Source organism: Desulfosoma sp. (genome assembly GCF_052743555.1).
Genome location: NZ_JBRAHS010000010.1, coordinates 44851 through 64895 on the forward strand (window position 1 = coordinate 44851; position 20045 = coordinate 64895).

Here is a 20045-nt window from a genome sequence, read left to right on the forward strand (position 1 = left end):
GACAGTGAAACCTCAAGGCACGGAAATTCCTTCGGAACTCTGCCGCCTATCAGCATCGGGGCAGGAAACTTTGAGGCATTACGATGATCGCGTGGCCATGCTTCTGCGTCATGCGGGGAATGCCGTCGTGCCAGCCATGTGGGAAAAGCAGCGAAGCCTTCCTGCCGCTTTTCTCACCCACCTCAGTAAAGCTTTTTTGGTCTATGATCAATCCCTTCGATTCGTCCAGAGCCAGCTGCATCAAGCGGGTTGGTTCGTGACCTGCGCTCCCGGATGCAGCCACTGTTGCACGCAACTGCCTTCGGGACTCACCGGCGTGGAAATACTCTACCTTTACCACGGCGCTTATCGCGCCGGCATTGTGGATCGCATGTTTCGCCGCTGCATGGAACGATTGGAGTTGTGGGAAGAAATTTGTCGATGGGACCCTCGAGACCTTGTCCAAGCGTCCTTAGAGCACAATCTGGTGCAGCGTCTGCAGCGATACCACGCTCTTAAGGTGCCGTGCCCCTTTCTTGAAGCCGGCTTGTGCTCCCTTTATAGGTATCGCCCTCTGGCGTGTCGCATCCATTTCAGCCTATCGCCACCCCACTGGTGCCGACCGGACCATTTTCAAAACGCCCACGCCGTTCGGTTCAACCTGGAACCGAGCCCTCACGTCATCAAGGCCTTGGAACGTCTCGATCAGGTCCTGCACCTCGATCTTTCGGACCTGCTGGTCTGCGGTTTTGTGGAATACGTCGTCAACGTCATGGCCTTTCGGCCCATTGGCTGGATGGAAAATCTTCGTTGAACACGGCATGGGACTTTGTTAGGAGCGTGTTGATGGAACAGCGTTTTCGGACAGGCTTCCACGGGCTCGTATGCTTCAACAAAGGGTCCGCGGTCTACGCAGTTCCGGAAGCGCTCCAAAGGCATTTGTCCGAGAATGCCCATTTGAGTCGAAGGGGACCTCGGACCTCACTGAGACGGCCAGACGGTGCCGCGGCAAAAACAAGTCCTCGCGCGGCCTTTTCAGTGCCTCCATGAAAGAAGCGTCGGTTTGGCAAGGGTATCTTGAAGATTTGGCCCGGTGGTCAAGGAAAGCGGGAAAGAGCTCGTGAGCGCATCAAAACCACACGAGGACATCTTTGCGGACTGGCTTCATTTTGATCCCCTGGTGGTGCGCCGTGCAGTGAAGGCCACGGCGCCTTCTTTGGCGGACAACACGGCGGATCTGGACCGCCTGCGGCGGGCTCTGCGCCAACAAGGCTACGATCCCCTTCGCGTGCCGCCCGGGGAATTGGGCGCCTACGCCGCCCGGTTTCGGCACGAAAACTTTGAAGCCACCGCCGTATTGAGCTATACGGGCGACGGATGGGAACTGACGGAGCTTTTTTTGGGAACCGACGTTAGCCCCATCCTTGGGGTGGCTGTGGATTTGGGCACCACCCAGATCGCTTTTTATCTGGTGGACCTCATCACAGGACACCTTCTGGACCGCCTTTCCGTTCCCAACCCCCAAATTCCCTATGGTGAAGACATCCTCACCCGCATCATCTATGCTTCCACGCCCAAGCATCTCCGTGTGCTGCAAGACCTGCTGCGATCCACAATCAACGAAACCCTTTCCTTTTTGGCCGATAAACACGGATTTCGAGTCTCCCAGATCTATGCGCTCACCGTGGCCGGCAACACCACCATGACCCATTTCTTTTTGGGACTGGACCCGTCACGGCTGTGCAAGGAACCCTATGTTCCCGTGGCCAACACCTTTCCCATGCTGCACGGAAAGGACCTGCAACTGGCCATGCATCCTCGAGGGCTGGTGGTGGTGTTTCCCAACGTGGGATCCTACTTCGGCGGCGATGTCATCGCCGGCATTTTAGCCACGGGCATGCACCGAACCGAAGAAATCTGTCTGCTTGTGGATGTGGGCACCAATGCCGAGGTGGTTCTGGGCAACAAGGATTGGCTTGTGGCGTGCGCCGGGGCTGCCGGACCCGCCCTGGAAGGCGGCGTAGTGGAACGCGGCATGATGGCGCAGCCGGGAGCCATTGACCGGGTACGTATCGACCCCGAAAGCATGGAACTTACCTACCATGTTCTGGGTGAGGAAAAACCAAAAGGCCTCTGCGGCTCCGGCCTGATCGATCTAGTGGCCGAAATGTTCATGGCGGGCCTCTTGACCATTCAAGGAAAAATCAACACCAAGGTCACCCATCCGCGCATCGTGGCCGTGGACAGCGGGCCCGCCTACGTGGTGGCATGGGCAGACGAAACGGCCGACGGCCGAGATCTGCTGGTCTCCGAAATCGATATCGGCATTCTTCTCAAGTCCAAGGCGGCCATGTACACGATTTTGAATATCATCACGCGCAAGGTGGGCCTCAGTGTGCAGGATATTCGCCGGTTTTTCGTGGCCGGCACCTTCGGCAGCCACATCGATCCGGTCATGGCCATTCGCATCGGCATGCTGCCGGACCTTCCTTTGGAAACGTACCAAGGCCTGGGAAACACTGCAGGACGGGGAGCCGCCATGACCCTTTTGGATCGTCGACTGCTCGGCGAGATGGACGAAGTGCGCCAGCGCATCACCTACGTGGAACTCAACGTGAATCTGGAACTCATGAACGAATTTCGTGGAGCAACCTTTTTGCCGCACACGGACCCAAAGCTTTTTCCTTCTGTGACCATTCATCCTCGAGCCATGGGGTAGGCAATGGGGCAATGGGATTGGCATGAGGTGGTGGGACGATGGGGAATGATCGTTTTGGTCGTGTTTCTGGCGGCCATCGATCTGCTGTTGTTTCGAGCCGTTTTCCTTTCTCCAAAAGGTGTTCAGGGCTACCATAACAAGCGCCGCCAGGTGGTCGCCATGCAAGAACAGCTCACGGCACTGCGCAAGGAAACGCAACAACTCTTTCTGAAAACTCAGCGTTTCAAAGAAGATCCCGTCTACGCCGAACGCTTCCTGCGACAGAACCTGGACCTCATTCGGGATGACGAGATCCTGATTCAATTCCTTCCCAAGGCCAAGGAAGCTTCCGTACCGGCCAAATCCACCAAGTGAATCCCAGGTCAAGGACCGTTTGTCCTTGGAGCCACAACCTTTCTCCAGACACGCTCAAAGGACCGGCGCGTCGGCCGGGTGCGGCATGGGACGGTGCGGCATGGGACGTAAAGGGCTTGACGCCTTTTCCTGCCCTGTGGTAGTCGAAGCAGTTCCAAAGCACCCTACTCCTTGCTCCGCCCCGAGAGGCGGGGCTGAAAACCCGAAAGGAGGATTTGACCCGTGCGGTTACGCAAGTACGAATCGTTTTTCATTGTGGACCCCGATCTTCCGGAAGACGCTTACCAAGGCGTGGCCCAGAAATTCCGAGGCGTCGTGGAATCGGGCGGGGGCACCGTGCTCACCTACGCGCCCTGGGGAAAAAAGAAACTGGCCTATTCGGTAAAGAAAAAATCCTACGGCTATTACATCCTCATGGAATTTGCCTCGGGGCCGGACCTTATCGCTGAACTGGAACGCACCATGCGCATTGATGAACGGGTGCTCAAGTTCATCACCGTCAAGTTGGACGATGAGTTCGACCCGGAAAAGGACAAAGATCGAGAACGCCCAGCCCCGATGCCTCCGGATGACGATGAGGGCGAATCCCCGCCTCGGTTTGTCGCCGCACATGAGGATGAAGAGGAAGAAGAGGACGAAGGGGAGGAGGAAGATTAGGAACCTCCTTTGGAACGGTCTTTGATCATAAAGAAATTTTTTTGAGACAAGGAGTGCAACGTGGCTGTGAAGAGAAAACGCAAAAGAAGGGTTTTTCGGCGCCGTCGCGTGTGCCGGTTCTGTGCGGACAGCAGTCTTCGCATCGATTACAAAGACGCCAAGATGCTTCGTTATTTTCTCACCGAGCGGGGCAAGATCATTCCACGGCGCATTTCGGATAACTGCGCCAATCACCAGCGGGAATTGACCCGGGCCATCAAGCGCGCTCGCCAGATGGCTCTTTTGCCGTACACGGTGGACCATTCCATCTAAGAGGCGGCGAAGCCATTCATGGGACGGCAGGGAGCAGCGCAGATGAGCCCATCCATGCCTCGTGGCCACGGCACAGAACCCATTGCAACCCGAACGCTGATGCGGGATTTCGCCGCCGGCATAGGGCTCAGTGTGGTGGTGTTTCTGCTCCTCGTCCTGTTTCCCGTGAGCGGCATCATGGCCATGGTGATTGTGCCCGTGCCGTCTCTGATCAGCACTTACCGATGGGGCGGTCCGTTGGGGTATCTAATGCCTGGAGGATCCGCTGTGGTGGGTGGAACCTTGGCTCTGCTCTTAAAAGCACCGCAGAGCCTGGTCTATTTCCTGGAACTGCTGCTTCTTGGCACCTTGCTGGGATCCGGCATGCGCAAGGGCTTGTCCCTGACCAGAACTGTGGCGAATGCCGTCGTCAAGGTTTGTGCCGTTGGGGCTCTGGTGTTTTGGTGGATGCATGGCCGTGCCGAAGGCGGTCTGTGGTCCCATCTGGAAGAGCAACTGCGCTCCCTCATGGCCTCTGTCTGGTCGCAGACCGCTCCCGAAGGCGCGCAGACCACAGACCTTACCGTGCCATGGCAGGCCTGGATCGCCGTGCTCGCCCGCTTGTTTCCAGGTGTGGCTGTGGCCACAACCGTCATCGGGGCCTGGCTGACCTTGTCCGTGGCTCGGCGCATGCTCCTGCTTCGAGGCATCCCGATGCCGCCATGGCCGGCATGGTTTCTGTGGAGCGCCCCCGAAGGGCTGGTGTGGGCGGTCATCGCCGCAGGGTTTCTCCTGCTGGTTTCTTCCTTCAGCCTCAAGGTGCTGGGGGCCAACGTGGTCATTGCCCTAGGGGCTGTGTACCTTTTGCAAGGCGTGGCCATCGCCGCCTATTATTTTCGGCGATGGCGCGTCCCTCGTTTGGTGCAGGCCCTGAGTTATACCTTGATTTTTTTTCAGCAATTCGTGGGCTTGGCCGTGGCGCTCATGGGTTTTTTTGACACGTGGATTGATTTTCGGCGATTGAAAAAGAAAGCCGATTTTTTGCCCTCGCCCTGAAGCGGGTTTTCATGGGTGTGCAACCTGAATGACGGCGAGGCCGGCATCGAGGAGTAAACGATGAAGGTGATTCTTACGGAAAACATACCGAATTTGGGACAAATTGGAGACATTGTCAAGGTGGCTCCGGGCTACGGCCGCAATTACCTGCTGCCCAAGGGCCTGGCCGTTGAAGCTTCCAGCGCGAAAACTCGCGAACTGGAACATCACAAACGTGTTTTGGCCCAAAAGAAGGAAAAGGTTCGACGCCAGATGCTTTCCCTGGCGGAAAAACTCAATGAGACGACCGTGACCTTTGCGCGCAAGGTCATCGAAGAAGACAAGCTTTACGGATCCGTGAACGTGAACGACATTCATAAGGCGCTGCAGCAACAAGGGTTTGACCTGGACAAGCGCTTTATCTTGCTGGATCGCCCCATCAAGCAGTTGGGGGAATGCACCGTGCCCGTCAAGGTAAATGCGGACATCACCGCCAACATCACGGTTGTGATCACCAAGGAAGAATGATGCATGGAAGGGCTCACCGACGAGCTCCAAAGAATCCCTCCGCACCACATCGAAGCCGAACAGTCTTTAATCGGAGGGCTTCTGGTGGACAACAGCGGCCTGCCAGCGGCTTTGGAGATCCTTCGAGGAGACGAGTTTTACCGGGACGCACACCGCGTCATCTTTCGTGCCATTCAGGACCTGTTTGAGCGCAACGAACCCGTTGACTTGGTCACGGTTGCCGACTACCTGGAGCAAAAGGAAGCTCTGGATGCCGTCGGTGGGGCTGCCTACCTGGCCTCACTGACGGAACTGGTACCGTCCGCGGCCAATGTAGCCACTTATGCCAAGATTATCAGTGAAAAGGCCATTCTGCGGCGCCTGATTCAGGTCTCCGGGGAGATTATGTCCTGGTGTTACGGCCCTGGGAAAAATGCCGAAGAAGTCTTGGACCACGCCGAAGCCGCCATCTTTGCCATCACGGAACGGCGCATCCGCAATTCTTACGCCATCATCAAGGATGTGGTCAAACAGAGCATCGCCACCATCGAAGCTCTGCAGGAACGCCGGGACATGGTGACGGGCGTGCCCACGCACTTTCATGACCTGGACAAGATCACTTCAGGGCTTCAACCCTCGGATCTTATCATCATCGCGGCGCGCCCCAGCATGGGAAAAACCGCCTTCGCCTTGAACATTATGCGCAACGCCGCCATGAAAAGCGGCGTGCCATGCGCCTTTTTTTCCTTGGAGATGAGCAAGGAACAGCTGGCCATGCGGTTGCTGTGCGCAGAAGCGCGCGTGGATTCCCAAAAGGTACGCACGGGCTTTCTCAGCCGAAACGACATCGTCAAGCTTCTTTCCGCGGCCAGCACCTTCATGGACGCTCCCATCTTCGTGGACGATACGCCAGCCATTTCCACTCTAGAACTTCGCGCCAAAGCCCGACGCCTCAAGACGGAACACAATATCGGCCTCGTGGTGGTGGACTATTTGCAGCTCATGCGCAGCCGCGAGCACACGGAAAGGCGCGAATTGGAAATTTCCGATATCTCTCGGTCCCTCAAGGCCTTAGCCAAAGAACTGAACGTGCCCGTAGTGGCCCTGTCGCAGCTGAACCGCAAGGTGGAAGAGCGCCACGACAAGAGGCCGCAGTTGGCGGATCTCAGGGAATCCGGGGCCATCGAGCAAGATGCGGACGTCATCATCTTTATCTACCGTGATGAAGTCTACAATCCGGACAGCAAGGACAAAGGCACCGCGGAAATCCACGTGGGCAAACAGCGCAACGGCCCCACAGGCCGCGTCAAACTGGCTTTTATCAACAGTTACACCCGCTTTGAAGACCTGGCCGCGCAAGATGTGCCCGTTTAGGCGCGCTTTTCCCCATGCGCCGAGGTTCTTCAAGCGCTGGAATTCGGAAGATGACAGCGATGCAGACACATTCTGTGCCCAGTGATTACTGGAACCCGAAAGTCGAAACCCTGTCCCGGAAAGATCTGGAGAATCTTCAGTTGAAACGCCTTCGGGACACATTGCGTCGAGCGGTTCGAGCCCCTTTTTATCGTGAGGTGCTGGGCACCGAGCCATGGCGGCGCGTGCGCTCATTGGCCGATGTGCGCCATTTGCCGGTCACCACCAAGGAGGATCTTCGCCGAGCCTATCCTTATGGGTTTTTGTGTGTCCCCAAGGACCAGCTGGTGCGCTTGCATGTTTCTTCCGGCACAACGGGACAAGCTACGGCCGTCTTTTACACGCACAAAGACGTGACCAATTGGGCCGAACTCATGGCGCGATGCCTTTACATGACCGGCGCACGACCGGGAGACGTCTTTCAGAATCTGTCCGGTTACGGCCTTTTTACCGGCGGTCTGGGTTTTCATTACGGGGCCGAGCGCCTGGGGCTGCTCACTATTCCCTCCGGGGCGGGCAACAGCAAACGCCAGATTCAACTCATGCGCGACTTTTCCACCACGGTCCTGCACATCATTCCCAGCTACGCCCTGCGCCTCATGGATGTCATGGCGGAGATGGGCGTCGAGCCCAAAAGAGATTTGCAGCTTCGCATTGCGTATCTAGGGGCGGAACCCTACTCCCAGGAAGTGCGTCGACGTGTGGAAGATTTTTATGGCGTCAAGGTCTATAACAGCTACGGGCTTTCGGAAATGAACGGACCCGGTGTGGCCTTTGAGTGTGTCCACCAAAACGGGCTTCACATCTGGGAAGACGCGTACCTTGTGGAAGTGTTGGATCCTCACACCTTGGAACCCGTTCCGGAAGGGGACCTGGGCGAATTGGTGCTCACCACCCTCTTCCGGGAAGGCATGCCCCTGATCCGCTATCGAACCAAAGACCTAACCCGCATTCTTCCCCAAGATTGCCCCTGCGGCCGTGTTCATAGACGACTGGACCGCATTCAAGGGCGTTCCGACGACATGTTCATCCTCAAGGGCGTCAACATCTTTCCCATTCAGGTGGAACAGGTCCTCATGGGCATTGCCGAAGTGGGTAGCAACTATCGCATTCTTTTGGACCGTCAGAACAACGTGGACGTCATGACCGTGGAAGTGGAAGTGACCGATAAAATCTTCGTGGAAGACATGCGCCATCTGCAAAGAATTCAAAAGAAAATCACCAAAGAACTTAAGAGCGAACTGCTGGTCACGCCCGAAGTGCGCCTGGTGGAACCCCACGGACTGCCGCAAAACGACGGCAAAGCCGTGCGGTTGCTGGATCGACGCAACCCTTACGGTGCATGAAATCGATAGAGGGCGCCAAAGGAACGTTCCTGGAAAGTTTTTTCTTTTGACGCAACGGTTTATACTATGATGGATCGTGGATTCCTTGGACCCCAGAGGGTGCTTTTCACAGCTCATTCAAGGTGATCCATGGAAAGGGGTTGTGCCTTGTCCTTTCAGCTCGGTGCTGCGGGAGGGCCGCAAGCTGCGACGCCTGATCGCGCCTTGCGGCGCTCCTACAGCATGAAAAGAAAACGGACCCCAAAAGCCAATGTCAAACAGGTTCCTGGGGCCGAAGTGACGCCGCACGCGGAGGGTGGACCATTTCGAAAGTTTACGGAGACCTCACAGGCCTGAAGAAACAGGTGCGCAAGCGCCTGGAAAACTTCACCCGCCGCAGAACCCTGCCCCGCGACGTCGTTTCTCCCGATCTAGCTCGAGATCTGGCCCGTCTGTCTTTTGAAAGCGGTCGTCAGATCGGGGTGATGATGGGCCGAGACGGCGCCGTGGAGATGGTGCTGGTGGGAGATTCCCGATCCCTTTACATTCCGGATCTCCCCAAGTCCCGCGCCGGTCGATGGCGCCTTCGAGGCCTTCGATTTGTACACACGCACCTTCGGGAAGAACCCCTGACCCAAGATGACCTCATGGACTTGGTCTTTTTGCGCCTGGACTGCATCGCCGTTATTCGCGTCGATCAGCACGGAGGCGCCAAAGAGCTGGAAGTGGCCCATATTCTGCCGACCTCGGGTCGGACTCAAGGGGCCTGGCGGATTCTGCCGCCGACACCGTGCGCCGAACCGACATGGCATTTTCTGGAATTCGTTCAGTCCTTGGAAGAGGAACTGGAACGGCAACGGCGCTCCGTGGCCGCAGAAGAGGCCAAGGATCGAGCCATTCTGGTGAGCGTCACCACCGAGGAAAGGGAGGCGGCGGAAGCGTCCTTGGCGGAACTGAAGGAACTGGCTCGCAGCGCCGGTATCAGCGTGGCCGACACCATCGTTCAGCGACAGCGGCAAGCCAACCCCAAGTACCTCATCGGCAAAGGCAAACTCAGCGAAATCATCGTTCGGGCTCTGCAGTGCGGTGTGGATCTGTTGATCTTCGATCAGGATCTCAATCCGTCCCAGATTCGCTCCATTACGGATACCACGGAACTGCGCGTCATTGATCGTACGCAATTAATCCTGGACATCTTTGCCCAGCGCGCCCACAGTCGAGAAGGCAAGCTGCAGGTGGAAATCGCTCAGCTCAAGTACCTTTTGCCTCGGCTTGGCGTCAAAGACGACGCCTTGTCCCGCCTGCGGGGTGGCATCGGCGTGCGAGGGCCCGGGGAAACGAAGCTGGAAATCAACCGCCGACGCATCAAAGACCGCATCGCTCATCTGGAAAGGCAGTTGCAGCAGGTCCGCAAAGATCGGTCCCAACGAAGGGCTAAGCGCCTGCGCCGACCCCTTCCCATTCTGTCCATCGTGGGCTACACGAACGTCGGAAAATCCACCCTGCTCAACACCCTCACCCACAGTCGTGTCTGGGCGGAAGATCAGTTGTTTGCCACCCTGGATCCCACAACGCGGCGGTTGCGTTTTCCTCGAGACATGGAAGTCATCGTGACGGATACCGTGGGATTTATTCGCAACCTGCCGCAAAATCTTCTGGATGCCTTTGCGGCCACACTGGAAGAACTCCACGACGCTGATCTGCTGCTGCACGTGGTGGACGTCAGCAACCCACACTACGAAGACCAGATGGCGTCAGTGGCCGAGATTTTGGAAAAGCTGGACTTGAACCGCAAGCCCACAGTGTTGGTGTTCAACAAGATGGACAAGGTGGATTCGGAGACTCTGGCCCGGGCGCTCCAGCGCTATGAGGCCGTGGCGGTGTCCGCCATCGACCGCACCACCCTTTTGCCTTTACTGGAAGTCCTTCAGAACAAAGTGGAAAACTTCTTTCTGCCTGAAGATGCCGAAGCTTTTGAGGAAACCTCGGTTTTCGAAACGCCCCTGGAAACTGTGGCCTTTATGGATCTCGAAGAGGACCGCCTCAGCACCCGGCTTCGCGTGTCCTGAGGCGGCACAGGTGTTCAGCAGGAGACGGCAAGGGCCATGGGCTTCTTGGCGGCAAGAAGGCTTCGCACGGTTTCCACGTCCCTTTGAATCTGGGCCACAAGGGCTTCCGGCCCCGGAAAACGCCGCTCGTCCCGAATCCTTTCACCAAACCGCACGGTGATGTCTTTGCCGTAAAGATCCCCGTCAAAATCCAGCACATGGACTTCCAGAGACGGTGTGGGATCGCCGAAGGTGGGATTCCAACCAAAATTGGCGGCGCCGGCGTACCATTCGCCCTCGATTTCCACTTCCACGGCATACACACCGGGTTTGGGAGGCACGTGATTGTGCATGTTCACGTTGGCGGTGGGAAAACCCAAAAGGCGCCCGCGCTCCCGACCCTTCACGACGCGCCCCACGATCTCGTAAGGCCGCCCCAAAAGTTTCTCCGCCTCGTGCATGTGCCCATTACGAATGAGTTGGCGGATGGCGGTGCTGCTCACCAGCGATCCATCCAATTCAATGCCGGAGACCATTTCCACCTGAAAACCGTATCGATTTCCCAGTTCCCGCAGCAGCCGAATGTCCCCTTCACGGTTTTTACCAAAACGGTAATCGTAGCCCACCACCAGGCCTCGAAGGCCGATGCGGTCCACCAACAGGTCCTTGACAAAATCGTGGGCGGAAATCTGAGCGAACTCCTTGCTGAACGGGATCACCAGCGTGACATCGATCCCTTCGGCTTCAATGAGCTGCAGTTTCTTTTCGGGTGTTGTGATGAAATCCGGCCCTCCAGTCGGCGCCAACACTTGCAGCGGATGGGGGTCAAAGGTCATGACCACCGATTGGCCGCCCAGTTTTTTAGCCCAATTCACCACCCGGTAAAAGAGGACCTTGTGACCGCGATGCACGCCATCAAAGTTGCCGATGGTCATCACGGGATTCCGAAGAGGCTTTTGGATGTCTTCCAATTGGCGAATCACCTTCATCGCGACTCTGAGAACCTCCGGTTTCCCCACAAATTGCGCTTGACAGCTCACGGCTTTTACCATAGTTTATCACTGCTTCTAAGGCAATGTCTTTTTTATAAAATAAAGCCGAAGTGGCGGAATTGGTAGACGCGCTAGATTCAGGATCTAGTGGGCAATAGGCCTGTCGGGGTTCGAGTCCCCGCTTCGGCACCAGGGAAAAAGAAACGGCCGGGATCCTCAAAGATCCAGGCCTTTTTGCTTTCGGGCCATACCACATCTTGCGCGCCTTCCCACGCGACGCTTCGGGTTGTGATCACTTGACACTCACCGCAGGGCAGGGTGCATTCAAGATCACGTCACGCGCCATCCGCGTGCCGTCATATTTGACCACGATGCTGAAACTTTCACGGCCCTGTACGCTCATGATGGATTCCTCACATTTGTCAGCCCGCGAATCTCAGTTCCTCATGCCGCCATGCCTTGGCGGCGTGCCCATGGGGCCGTCAAAAAAACCCGTCGCCCCTTCTTGGACGAGGGGCATGATGGCCGCGGTTGCCGCGACTTCAGTCCGTCGATCCGTGTCCGGAAGGCACGCCCTCAGAATTCCAACCCCGCAATCGGTAATAGTCCTGCAGCATACGGGTCAGCTCTTCCTCCGTCAGTCGGCGTCCGTCCTCCAAAGGTTCTTGGAGAAGTCTTTTCGGCAGGCGGTCGTCTGCCGCCGTGAGGCCTTCTCGAAGGTTGAAAAGCCTTGTGCTGTCCACAACCCGTGAAGCGAGGCCTTGCAAGTCTGCTTTTTCCCATTCTTCTCCAGTGGTCAGGGCGATGATTTTGGAAAGTTCCTCCCACGGGTAGAAGTCTCGGTAAAACCGGCACAGAATGAGGCAATCAAAAAGAGTGCAGCGATCCTCAAAATCCAGGAATAACTGCGCCTTGCCTTCAATCTGTTGAGGATCGATCAGCCCGGTCAATTCGGCCTTATAAAAGGTGGCCCGCAAATGGCACGCTCCCCGGTCGCTCACCGCGTAGGCCAGCCCCATGCCCTTGAGCGCTCGCGGGTCGTAGCCGGCAGGTTCCATGCCTTTGACATGCACGGCCAGGTCTTCCAGGCCCAGAGCGGCGGCCGCTGGCCGAACCCCTTCTGCGAGAAGATCGCCCAGACCTTGGCGTTTGGCGATGTTTTCCAGAAGCCGAGCGATGGCGTCCACATCACCGTAATGGAGCCGCTCCTGAATCTTTCCACGCCGGGATGCTTCGATGGCAAACGCCGCCATGTTGCCCGCCGTGATGGTGTCCATGCCCAGGCGGTCGCACAGATCGTTGAGGTGGGCGATTTCGTCCAGGGCATCGATTTCGCACAGACCTCCAAAGGCGTAGATGGTCTCGTACTCGGGACCTTCGATCTTGAGGCCCTTGTGGCGGCCTTCTTGAATCTCCACATACTTTCCGCACCCTATGAAGCAGGTGCGGCACGCTTTGGGCCGCGCGCCCCATCGGTCCACAAGAATTTCGGCGCTGATCTTTCTCCAGGATTCCAGGGCCCCCTTGGCCCAATATCGGGTAGGGAAGCCGCCCACGGTGTTTAATAGGGCCACCATCATGGGCGTGCCATGGGTTCGGTAGGCCTGAGTGGCTTTGTGGTCCTTGAGGTCCTGGACGGTTCGGCGAGCGTAGGCCTTGATGCCCTCGGGATTCGCCACCGGCCTCGATCGGGATCCGTGGAAGACTACGGCCTTGATTTTCTTGGATCCCAGCACTGCACCCATGCCGCATCGGCCTGCGCTACGCCAGTAATCGTTTTCCACGACGGCGTACCGGACCAAATTTTCTCCCGCGGGACCAATGACCACCGCGGCGGCGCCATCCACGCCGCAGCGCTCCAACACCGCATCTTCCGTGGCAAAGGTGTCTTTTCCCCAAAGATCCGCCGCGTCGTGGAACTGCACTGTGCCATCCGAGATCTCCAGCCATACGGGCGTTGAGGAGGCCCCTTGAAGAACGATGGCGTCATAGCCCGTGCGGCTCATGGGAATGGCCGCACGGCCTCCGGAATAGGATTCCCCGTACAAGCCCGTCAAAGGAGATTTGGAAAAGATGCCGTGCCGGCACGAGCCGTAAATGGCCGTGTCGCTGGCAGGACCCAGAGCAAAAATAAGGTGATTTTCCGCCGACAAGGGATCCACACCCGCAGGATTTTTTTCCAGGAGCAACTGCGTGGCCAGCCCTTTGCCCCCAAGAGTACGCCGAAGGCGCTCTTGGTCCAACGGCACCACTTCCCAACGGCGTGCCCCCACATCCACCATCAGGTATCGCCCGAAAAAGCCCTGCATACAGCCTCCTTGCATTTTTTTCGGGTCTAGAGCGGCTTGAGGACGAAGACCTGCTTGACGGCTCGAGCCACGCGCACTTCGCTGACGTTCATGAGGCTTTCCGGGTTGGATTCCAGGTCGGACCAAGAGGCGAGGACGGTGGCATGGCCGTTGTGCGAAATGAGCACGGGCACGGTCTGCTTGGGCGGTTTTTTCCCTTCATAGAGGATGTCCGCCTTGTCCTCCGGTTTCACGAAGCGGCGTTCCACGGAATAGCTTCCCAAGGTTTCGTACAGGGGCGCTCGACTGTACTCTTGGGGTTCCAGATCCCGGACTGTTCCGTTGTCCACGATGAAAAAACGCGACGGGCTCTGTTCCTGGGCTACCTGCGGTCGAGCCTTGGGTTTCATAGTGTAGGTCTCCTTGATTTTTCCTTGCGCCATCCATCGCGCCGCATGCCAATCCACGGTCTCAGATGACAGCACTCCGCAGCCCAACCGGCACGTAAGGCATCGCAGCACCGGAACGAACCGCTCCTCCTTGGGGCACCAGACAAAATGGCTGCGAGGTGGGCTGGAGTCCGCGGGCATTTACGCCTCGAGGGCTTCCTCTAATTTCTTCACGGCGTCCTGAAGATCGGGAAGTAGTTCCGGGGAAAGGGTAACCCCTTTTTTGGACGGATGATATTCTCCGTCGTCGCCTTTGTAATAGATGCGAATGTCGATGTATTCCTTGCCTCGAAAAACATTGAGCGAGACGCGTATTTCTTCAAGAGCGTTTTTTTGAAAGGAATGAATGAGTCGATTTTCCGCCATGAATTCGCTATCTCCTTTTTTAGGGGCTTTCCACAGCCCTAACAAATCTTTTTCAGGGGGTCTTGTCAACGACTTTTGCCTGATCACGAAGACCTGGACGCTACAGCGCGTTCCAGGGCATTCCAGAGCCCTTGAAAATCGGCTGGAATCGGCGCCTCAAAGGCCATGGGGGATCCATGGCGCGGATGGACGAGGCTCAGACGCCACGCATGCAGCATGGTGCGGCGGGCGTGAGCGGCAACCGCCGCCCGTGTGGCGGGGTGAGGAATCTGGAGAGCGCGCCGCGGTCCGCCTCCGTAGGTCCCATCCCCGACCACGGGATGCCCCATGGCCTGGCAGTGCACACGAATCTGGTGTGTGCGTCCCGTAAGAATCCGCACCTCCAACAGCGAGACGGCATCCTGCCAGCTTTGACGCACCTGCCAGAACGTGACGGCTTCTTTGCCAAGCCGCTCCACCACGGCCATCTTTTTTCTGTGAATGGGATGTCGGCCGATGAGGGAGCGCATCTCTCCAGAAGATTGGGGCAAGGTGCCGTACACAAAAGCCAGATAGGTTTTGCGCACTGCATGGTCTTTGAACTGATCAATAAGATGCAGGTAGGCCGCATCGCTTTTGGCCACCACCACCACGCCGGATGTCTCCTGGTCCAATCGATGCACAATGCCCGGTCGCAGCGGCGCTCCTTGACTCGCTAGATGCCCGCAATGTGCCAAAAGGCCATGGACCAAGGTTCCTGAGAAATGGCCCGCTCCAGGGTGCACCACCAGCCCCGCAGGCTTATTGACAACGATCATGTCCCCGTCTTCAAAAAGCACTTCCAGGGACATGGGTTCCGGAGAGATCGCCCCGGCGCCCTCGTCGTTTACCCCGTGCACACACACCTCGTCCCCCACCTGCAGCATATAGGCGGGCTTGACTTTTCGCCCGTTGACGAGCACGCATCCCATGTCGATCCATTTCTTATACTGGGACCGGGATCGTGGCGGGTCCTGAGCGCTCAAAAAAACATCCAGGCGCCGTCCTTCGTCCGGCGCCTGAACATGGAGGATCTTGGTCACCTGGTTGCGATGGGGCATGGAGCTATCAGTGGCGCCGTCCCGATTCCGACGGCTTGAGAGTGGTAAAGATCATTCGACCTCCGGTGGTCTGCAAAATGCTCGTCACGGAGGCTTCCACTTCCTGGCCCAGCAGCTTGGCCGCATTTTCCACCACCACCATGGTGCCGTCTTCCAGATAGGCAATCCCCTGACCTTCCTCCTTGCCCTCCTTGAGAATCTGCAGGCGCAGAATCTCCCCCGGAAGCACCACGGGCCGCAGCGCACTGGCCAGGCGGTTGATGTTGAGGACCTTGATGCCTTGCACCTCAGCCACTTTAGACAAATTGTAGTCGTTGGTGACGATGGAAGCGTTCAGGCGCACGGCCAGGGCCGCCAGCTTGGCGTCCACTTCGTTAAGGTGAGGGAAATGCTGCCGTTCGATGCGAATCTCCGCCAATTCTTCTTCCTGAAGCCTTTTGAGCATATCCAAACCCCTTCGCCCTCGAAGCTTTCGCGACGGGTCGGGGCTGTCGGCAATGTGTTGCAGTTCTTGAAGGACAAATTCGGGAACGACAAAGGTTCCCTCTAAAAAGCCAGCTTGAAGAATGTCGATGATGCGCCCGTCAATGATGGCGCTGGTGTCCAAAATCTTAAGGGGGACGCCTCGCCCTCCGGGTCTTTGAAAAAACTGCCAGCTGGGCCAACCCAATTCTTCAATTTTTATGCTGCCCACCACCAGGCCCACATAGCCAAAGATGCACACCAAAACCACGGAACTGGCCACACGAATGGTGGCGTTTTCGATCCCGATAAAAGCAAAGCTCAGAAGCTTGACGATGAGCAAACCCATCACCAGGCCCAAGGTGCCTCCGACGAGCACTTTGATGGGTAAGCGGCGAACCGTCTTGACCAGCCAGACGGTAAAGAGCGCAAAACAAAACCCCACACCCACCCCTGCCCACGGGGCCCACGCATAGGGACTCAGACGCTCAATCTGGCCAGCGATGAGATACCCTCCCACACTGCAGACCACTATCAAAATAATCTTGGTGACCAGACTGGCCCAAGCCACATATTTCACCCCCTTTCTTCGCCAGATGCCGTCTCTTCACAACGGATTTGAGTAGTCCTGGAGAAAAACCCTTGAAGAACATCCAGCGGGAACGCCTGACCCCTGACACTCAACGACCTCAGCGGCCGGAAATGTTACCGAAGTATCTCGTCTATCTCACAGGCAATCTGGCTTTCCTGCGCCCCTCTCGCCATGGCCACTTCCGTCACCAGAAGCGCCCGAGCGGTCTCCAGCATCTTGCGTTCCCCAAAACTCAGTTCCTTGTCGTTTTGCAACACGGTGAGGTCTCGCAAGACTTCCGCCAGTTCGTAAATGGAGCCTGTTTTGATCTTTTCCATGTATTCCCGGTAACGACGGTTCCATGTGCTGGAATTGACCGAGATCTCGCGGCGACGCAAAATCTCGTAGACTCGGTGAACCTCCTCCACCTCGATGATCCGGCGCAGTCCCACCATCTGCGCGTTCTGGACCGGAATCATGATCTTCATGTCATTTTCCAGAATGCGCATGATATAGAAGTCTTGGGAATGACCGCCGATGGATTTGGTTTCAATGGCTTCAATCTTGCCGACGCCATGCGCCGGGTACACGGCAAGATCCCCGACCTTAAACATCCTGACCTCCCTGCCCCTCCACTACGCCCCATGCTGTGAAGGGGACGACCTGACCCAAGAGTCCCACACGGTAGGTCAAAAATTCGTAACTCTTAAGATAATAACACCTTGACAGGGCACTGCAAAGGGCAAACCGAGGTCGGGGACTGCGGCTGGAATGAATCTCGGGGAACCAAAGGCCCCCGCCGATGCGGGGGCCTTTTCGATCATACCACGGCAACGCCCTTAGCGGATGAGCAACGGAGCGATGACCAGCGAAATGACCGACACGAGCTTAATGAGAATGTTCATGGTCGGACCGGAGGTATCTTTGAACGGGTCGCCGACGGTGTCGCCCACAACCGCCGCCTTGTGGTTGTCGGAACCCTTGCCTCCGAAATGACCCTTTTCAATGTACTTCTTGGCATTGTCCCACGCGCCACCGCCATTGGCCATGAACAGGGCCAGCATGACGCCGGAGATGGTGCAGCCCAGCAGTGTGCCGCCCAGAGCTTCCGGACCGATAAGGAAGCCGACCACTACGGGAACCGTCACACCCACGAGGCCTGGCAGCATCATGCGGCGAATGGCGCCCTTGGTGGCAATGGCCACACAGCGGGCCGGATCGGGTTTTCCCTTGCCTTCCATGAGACCAGGAATTTCGCGGAACTGACGGCGGATTTCTTCCACCATGTCAAACGCCGCATCGCCCACGGCTGTCATGGTTAAGGCGGCCACGACAAAGGGCACAATACCGCCGATGAGCGCACCGATGGTCACATACGGGTTGGTGATGTCAATGCTAGTGAGTTTCGCCGCCTGCGCAAAGGCCTGGAACAAGGACACCGCCGTCAGGGCCGCCGCACCGATGGCAAACCCTTTGCCGATGGCCGCCGTGGTGTTGCCCAAGGCGTCCAAGCTGTCCGTGATAGCTCGGGTCTCGGGACCCAGTTCCGCCATTTCGGAAATGCCGCCGGCGTTGTCCGCAATAGGACCATAGGCGTCCACAGTCATGGTGGCCCCTACGGTAGCCAACATACCCACAGCGGAAATACCGATGCCGTAAATACCGCCCGTTATATACGCAACGTAGGTGGCCGCGCAGATTCCGATCACCGGCAGCGCCACACTTTCCATACCCACGGCCAAACCGGCGATGATCACCGTGGCCGGACCCGATTCAGACTGCCCGGCAATCTTGCGCACCGGCGCCATCGACGTGTAGTATTCCGCCAAAAGCCCGATAATGATGCCCACCACAAGACCGCTCACCACGGCATAAAAGACACCGTTGGGAAGCCCAAGGGCCTTGACCAAGTAGTAGGTGATCCCCACAAAAGCAATGGCCGCCACAAAGGTCGTATTCCGCAGCGCACTCTGCGGATTCATGCCGCTCATGGCCTTGAGACTGAACACACCCAGCAGCGAGGCCACCAAGCCGCCCATAACCAGCAAAAGCGGCATGGCCATGTAAGCAAACCGGTCCGCACCTTGGAGCATTTCCTGGGGCATGGTCGCCGCAATGGCAATGGTGGCGATAATGGCTCCCACGTAGGATTCGAAAATATCCGCACCCATGCCGGCAATGTCCCCCACATTGTCCCCCACGTTGTCGGCGATGACACCGGGGTTGCGCGGGTCGTCTTCCGGAATACCGGCTTCCAGCTTGCCCACCAGGTCAGCGCCCACGTCAGCCGCTTTGGTGTAAATGCCGCCGCCCATACGAGCAAACAAAGCGATGGAGCTGGCGCCCATGGCAAAGCCGTTGATGTAGTTGGCCGTCGCCGGATCTTTGGCGAAAAGATAATAGGCGATCCCTACGCCCAAAAGGCCAAGGCTGGCCACCGAAAGCCCCATGACCGCACCGCCGAAATAGGACACGGTCAAGGCCTTGGCCTGACCCCATTGATTCGCCGCCCAGGAAGTGCGGGAATTGGCCCGCGTGGCCGCCGTCATGCCCGTAAAACCGGCCAGAATCGAACAGGCCGCGCCACCCAGGAAGCAATAAGCCGTCTGAGGATTAACACCGAAATAAAGAAGACCGGCCACCACGGCAATGAAAATCAACAAAACCGAATATTCGGTCTTGAGAAAGGCCATGGCCCCGGCGTGAATCATCTCTTCCAGTTCTTTCATCTTGTCGGTGCCGTTGGGCTGTTTCTTGATCCAGCCAAAGATCAAGAAGGCGAACAAGAAGCCGACGACGCCAAAGATTGGTGCATAGGTCGTGTAATTGAGCATCGCTTCCATCCTCCTTTACCTTGTGCAAAATTTAACTTGGCAGGCCAAAAAAGTTTACTCCCCCTTTTCCACCCGAAGCGGCATTATTCCGGCCACGCCCCTGTGGTTATAAAGGTTCATGGCGGCATCTACGCCCTGAACCACCACGGCTCGAGCCGCCTCAGCACCCAGGGTCACCATACGTTCGAACCGATCCCGTTCGTCTTCGTAGGGCTCGCTCAGCACAAACACCTCCACGGGTTCACCGTGTCGAGGCCGGCCGATGCCCAATTTGAGACGGGGAAAGCCGCTGTCGCCCACCCGTTCCATGATGGATGCCACGCCCCGATGCCCCCCCGCACCCCCTTGGCGCACGATCTTGAGCCGCCCCAGGGGCATGTCCAGATCGTCATGAACCACGAGCATGTGACGGGGCAGAATCTTGAAGTAGTGCAGCATGGATTCGACGGCTTCTCCGCTTCGATTCATGTATGGCGTCGGCTTGATGCAGAGGATCCGCCGTCCTTGCACCAGAGCCTCACCCCACTGCGCTGCAAACTTCCGCTCCTCAAGGCTCGTTCCCCACGCCGCCGCCAAGGCATCCACCACGGCAAAACCCACATTGTGCCGTGTGCCTTCATAGCGCCGCCCTGGGTTGCCCAGTCCGACCACCACGTGAATCGGTGCCGAAACGGAA

19 protein-coding genes and 1 tRNA gene are annotated in these 20045 nt (G+C 57.4%); 11 read left to right on the forward strand and 9 right to left on the reverse strand.

What is annotated here, in order from left to right; genetic code table 11:
* Positions 1 to 4 precede the first annotated feature (4 nt).
* From ACUVSA_RS07905 to hflX, 10 genes are all read left to right on the forward strand, one after another.
* The gene (locus tag ACUVSA_RS07905) at positions 5 to 793 is read left to right on the forward strand and encodes a hypothetical protein (RefSeq protein ID WP_445894397.1); all 789 of its coding nucleotides are present in this window, start codon (positions 5 to 7) and stop codon (positions 791 to 793) included.
* A 306-nt stretch (positions 794 to 1099) separates the two neighbouring features.
* The gene (locus ACUVSA_RS07910) at positions 1100 to 2698 is read left to right on the forward strand and encodes an ASKHA domain-containing protein (protein ID WP_445894398.1); all 1599 of its coding nucleotides are present in this window, start codon (positions 1100 to 1102) and stop codon (positions 2696 to 2698) included.
* A gap of 3 nt (positions 2699 to 2701) precedes the next feature.
* Positions 2702 to 3052: a septum formation initiator family protein gene (locus tag ACUVSA_RS07915; RefSeq protein WP_445894399.1), complete on the forward strand. Its 351-nt coding sequence runs from the start codon at positions 2702 to 2704 to the stop codon at positions 3050 to 3052.
* Positions 3053 to 3274: 222 nt separating this feature from the next.
* Complete coding sequence (rpsF, locus tag ACUVSA_RS07920; protein ID WP_445894400.1) at positions 3275 to 3709, forward strand: 30S ribosomal protein S6; 435 nt, start codon at positions 3275 to 3277, stop codon at positions 3707 to 3709.
* Positions 3710 to 3769: 60 nt separating this feature from the next.
* Complete coding sequence (gene rpsR, locus ACUVSA_RS07925) at positions 3770 to 4021, forward strand: 30S ribosomal protein S18 (RefSeq protein ID WP_445894401.1); 252 nt, start codon at positions 3770 to 3772, stop codon at positions 4019 to 4021.
* 42 nt (positions 4022 to 4063) lie between these two features.
* On the forward strand, positions 4064 to 5056 hold the full coding sequence (locus ACUVSA_RS07930) for a DUF2232 domain-containing protein (RefSeq protein ID WP_445894402.1): 993 nt from the start codon (positions 4064 to 4066) through the stop codon (positions 5054 to 5056).
* Between the two features lie 60 nt (positions 5057 to 5116).
* Positions 5117 to 5563, forward strand: coding sequence for a 50S ribosomal protein L9 (gene rplI, locus ACUVSA_RS07935; protein WP_445894403.1), 447 nt, complete (start codon positions 5117 to 5119; stop codon positions 5561 to 5563).
* Positions 5564 to 5566: 3 nt separating this feature from the next.
* A complete protein-coding gene (gene dnaB, locus ACUVSA_RS07940; protein ID WP_445894404.1) occupies positions 5567 to 6916 on the forward strand; it encodes a replicative DNA helicase in 1350 nt (449 codons plus the stop codon).
* Between the two features lie 59 nt (positions 6917 to 6975).
* Positions 6976 to 8301 (forward strand): phenylacetate--CoA ligase family protein, encoded by a 1326-nt coding sequence (locus tag ACUVSA_RS07945; RefSeq protein ID WP_445894405.1) that lies wholly within the window; start codon positions 6976 to 6978, stop codon positions 8299 to 8301.
* 302 nt (positions 8302 to 8603) lie between these two features.
* Complete coding sequence (hflX, locus tag ACUVSA_RS07950; protein WP_445891178.1) at positions 8604 to 10349, forward strand: GTPase HflX; 1746 nt, start codon at positions 8604 to 8606, stop codon at positions 10347 to 10349.
* Positions 10350 to 10363: 14 nt separating this feature from the next.
* Here hflX and ACUVSA_RS07955 read toward each other — a convergent pair whose 3' ends face one another.
* Positions 10364 to 11317 carry a bifunctional riboflavin kinase/FAD synthetase gene (locus ACUVSA_RS07955; RefSeq protein ID WP_445894406.1) on the reverse strand — a complete coding sequence of 318 codons (954 nt, stop codon included), beginning with the start codon at positions 11315 to 11317 and terminating at the stop codon, positions 10364 to 10366.
* A gap of 107 nt (positions 11318 to 11424) precedes the next feature.
* On the opposite strand from ACUVSA_RS07955, the gene ACUVSA_RS07960 reads away from it, so the two are divergent.
* Positions 11425 to 11512: transfer RNA gene (locus ACUVSA_RS07960), tRNA-Leu, on the forward strand.
* A gap of 350 nt (positions 11513 to 11862) precedes the next feature.
* On the opposite strand, the gene ACUVSA_RS07965 is transcribed toward ACUVSA_RS07960, so the two are convergent.
* The 8 genes from ACUVSA_RS07965 to pth form a co-directional block, all read right to left on the reverse strand.
* Positions 11863 to 13629, reverse strand: coding sequence for an aldehyde ferredoxin oxidoreductase family protein (locus ACUVSA_RS07965; RefSeq protein WP_445894407.1), 1767 nt, complete (start codon positions 13627 to 13629; stop codon positions 11863 to 11865).
* Between the two features lie 26 nt (positions 13630 to 13655).
* Positions 13656 to 14198, reverse strand: a complete 543-nt coding sequence (locus ACUVSA_RS07970; protein WP_445894408.1) for a hypothetical protein — start codon at positions 14196 to 14198, stop codon at positions 13656 to 13658.
* Positions 14199 to 14423 (reverse strand): transcriptional coactivator p15/PC4 family protein, encoded by a 225-nt coding sequence (locus ACUVSA_RS07975; protein WP_445891130.1) that lies wholly within the window; start codon positions 14421 to 14423, stop codon positions 14199 to 14201.
* An 83-nt stretch (positions 14424 to 14506) separates the two neighbouring features.
* Complete coding sequence (locus tag ACUVSA_RS07980; protein WP_445894409.1) at positions 14507 to 15502, reverse strand: RluA family pseudouridine synthase; 996 nt, start codon at positions 15500 to 15502, stop codon at positions 14507 to 14509.
* 7 nt (positions 15503 to 15509) lie between these two features.
* Complete coding sequence (locus ACUVSA_RS07985) at positions 15510 to 16535, reverse strand: PIN/TRAM domain-containing protein (protein WP_445894410.1); 1026 nt, start codon at positions 16533 to 16535, stop codon at positions 15510 to 15512.
* 134 nt (positions 16536 to 16669) lie between these two features.
* A complete protein-coding gene (locus tag ACUVSA_RS07990; RefSeq protein ID WP_445891127.1) occupies positions 16670 to 17149 on the reverse strand; it encodes a CarD family transcriptional regulator in 480 nt (159 codons plus the stop codon).
* 225 nt (positions 17150 to 17374) lie between these two features.
* On the reverse strand, positions 17375 to 19369 hold the full coding sequence (locus tag ACUVSA_RS07995) for a sodium-translocating pyrophosphatase (RefSeq protein WP_445894411.1): 1995 nt from the start codon (positions 19367 to 19369) through the stop codon (positions 17375 to 17377).
* Positions 19370 to 19423: 54 nt separating this feature from the next.
* Positions 19424 to 20023: an aminoacyl-tRNA hydrolase gene (gene pth / locus ACUVSA_RS08000; RefSeq protein ID WP_445894412.1), complete on the reverse strand. Its 600-nt coding sequence runs from the start codon at positions 20021 to 20023 to the stop codon at positions 19424 to 19426.
* Positions 20024 to 20045 lie beyond the last annotated feature (22 nt).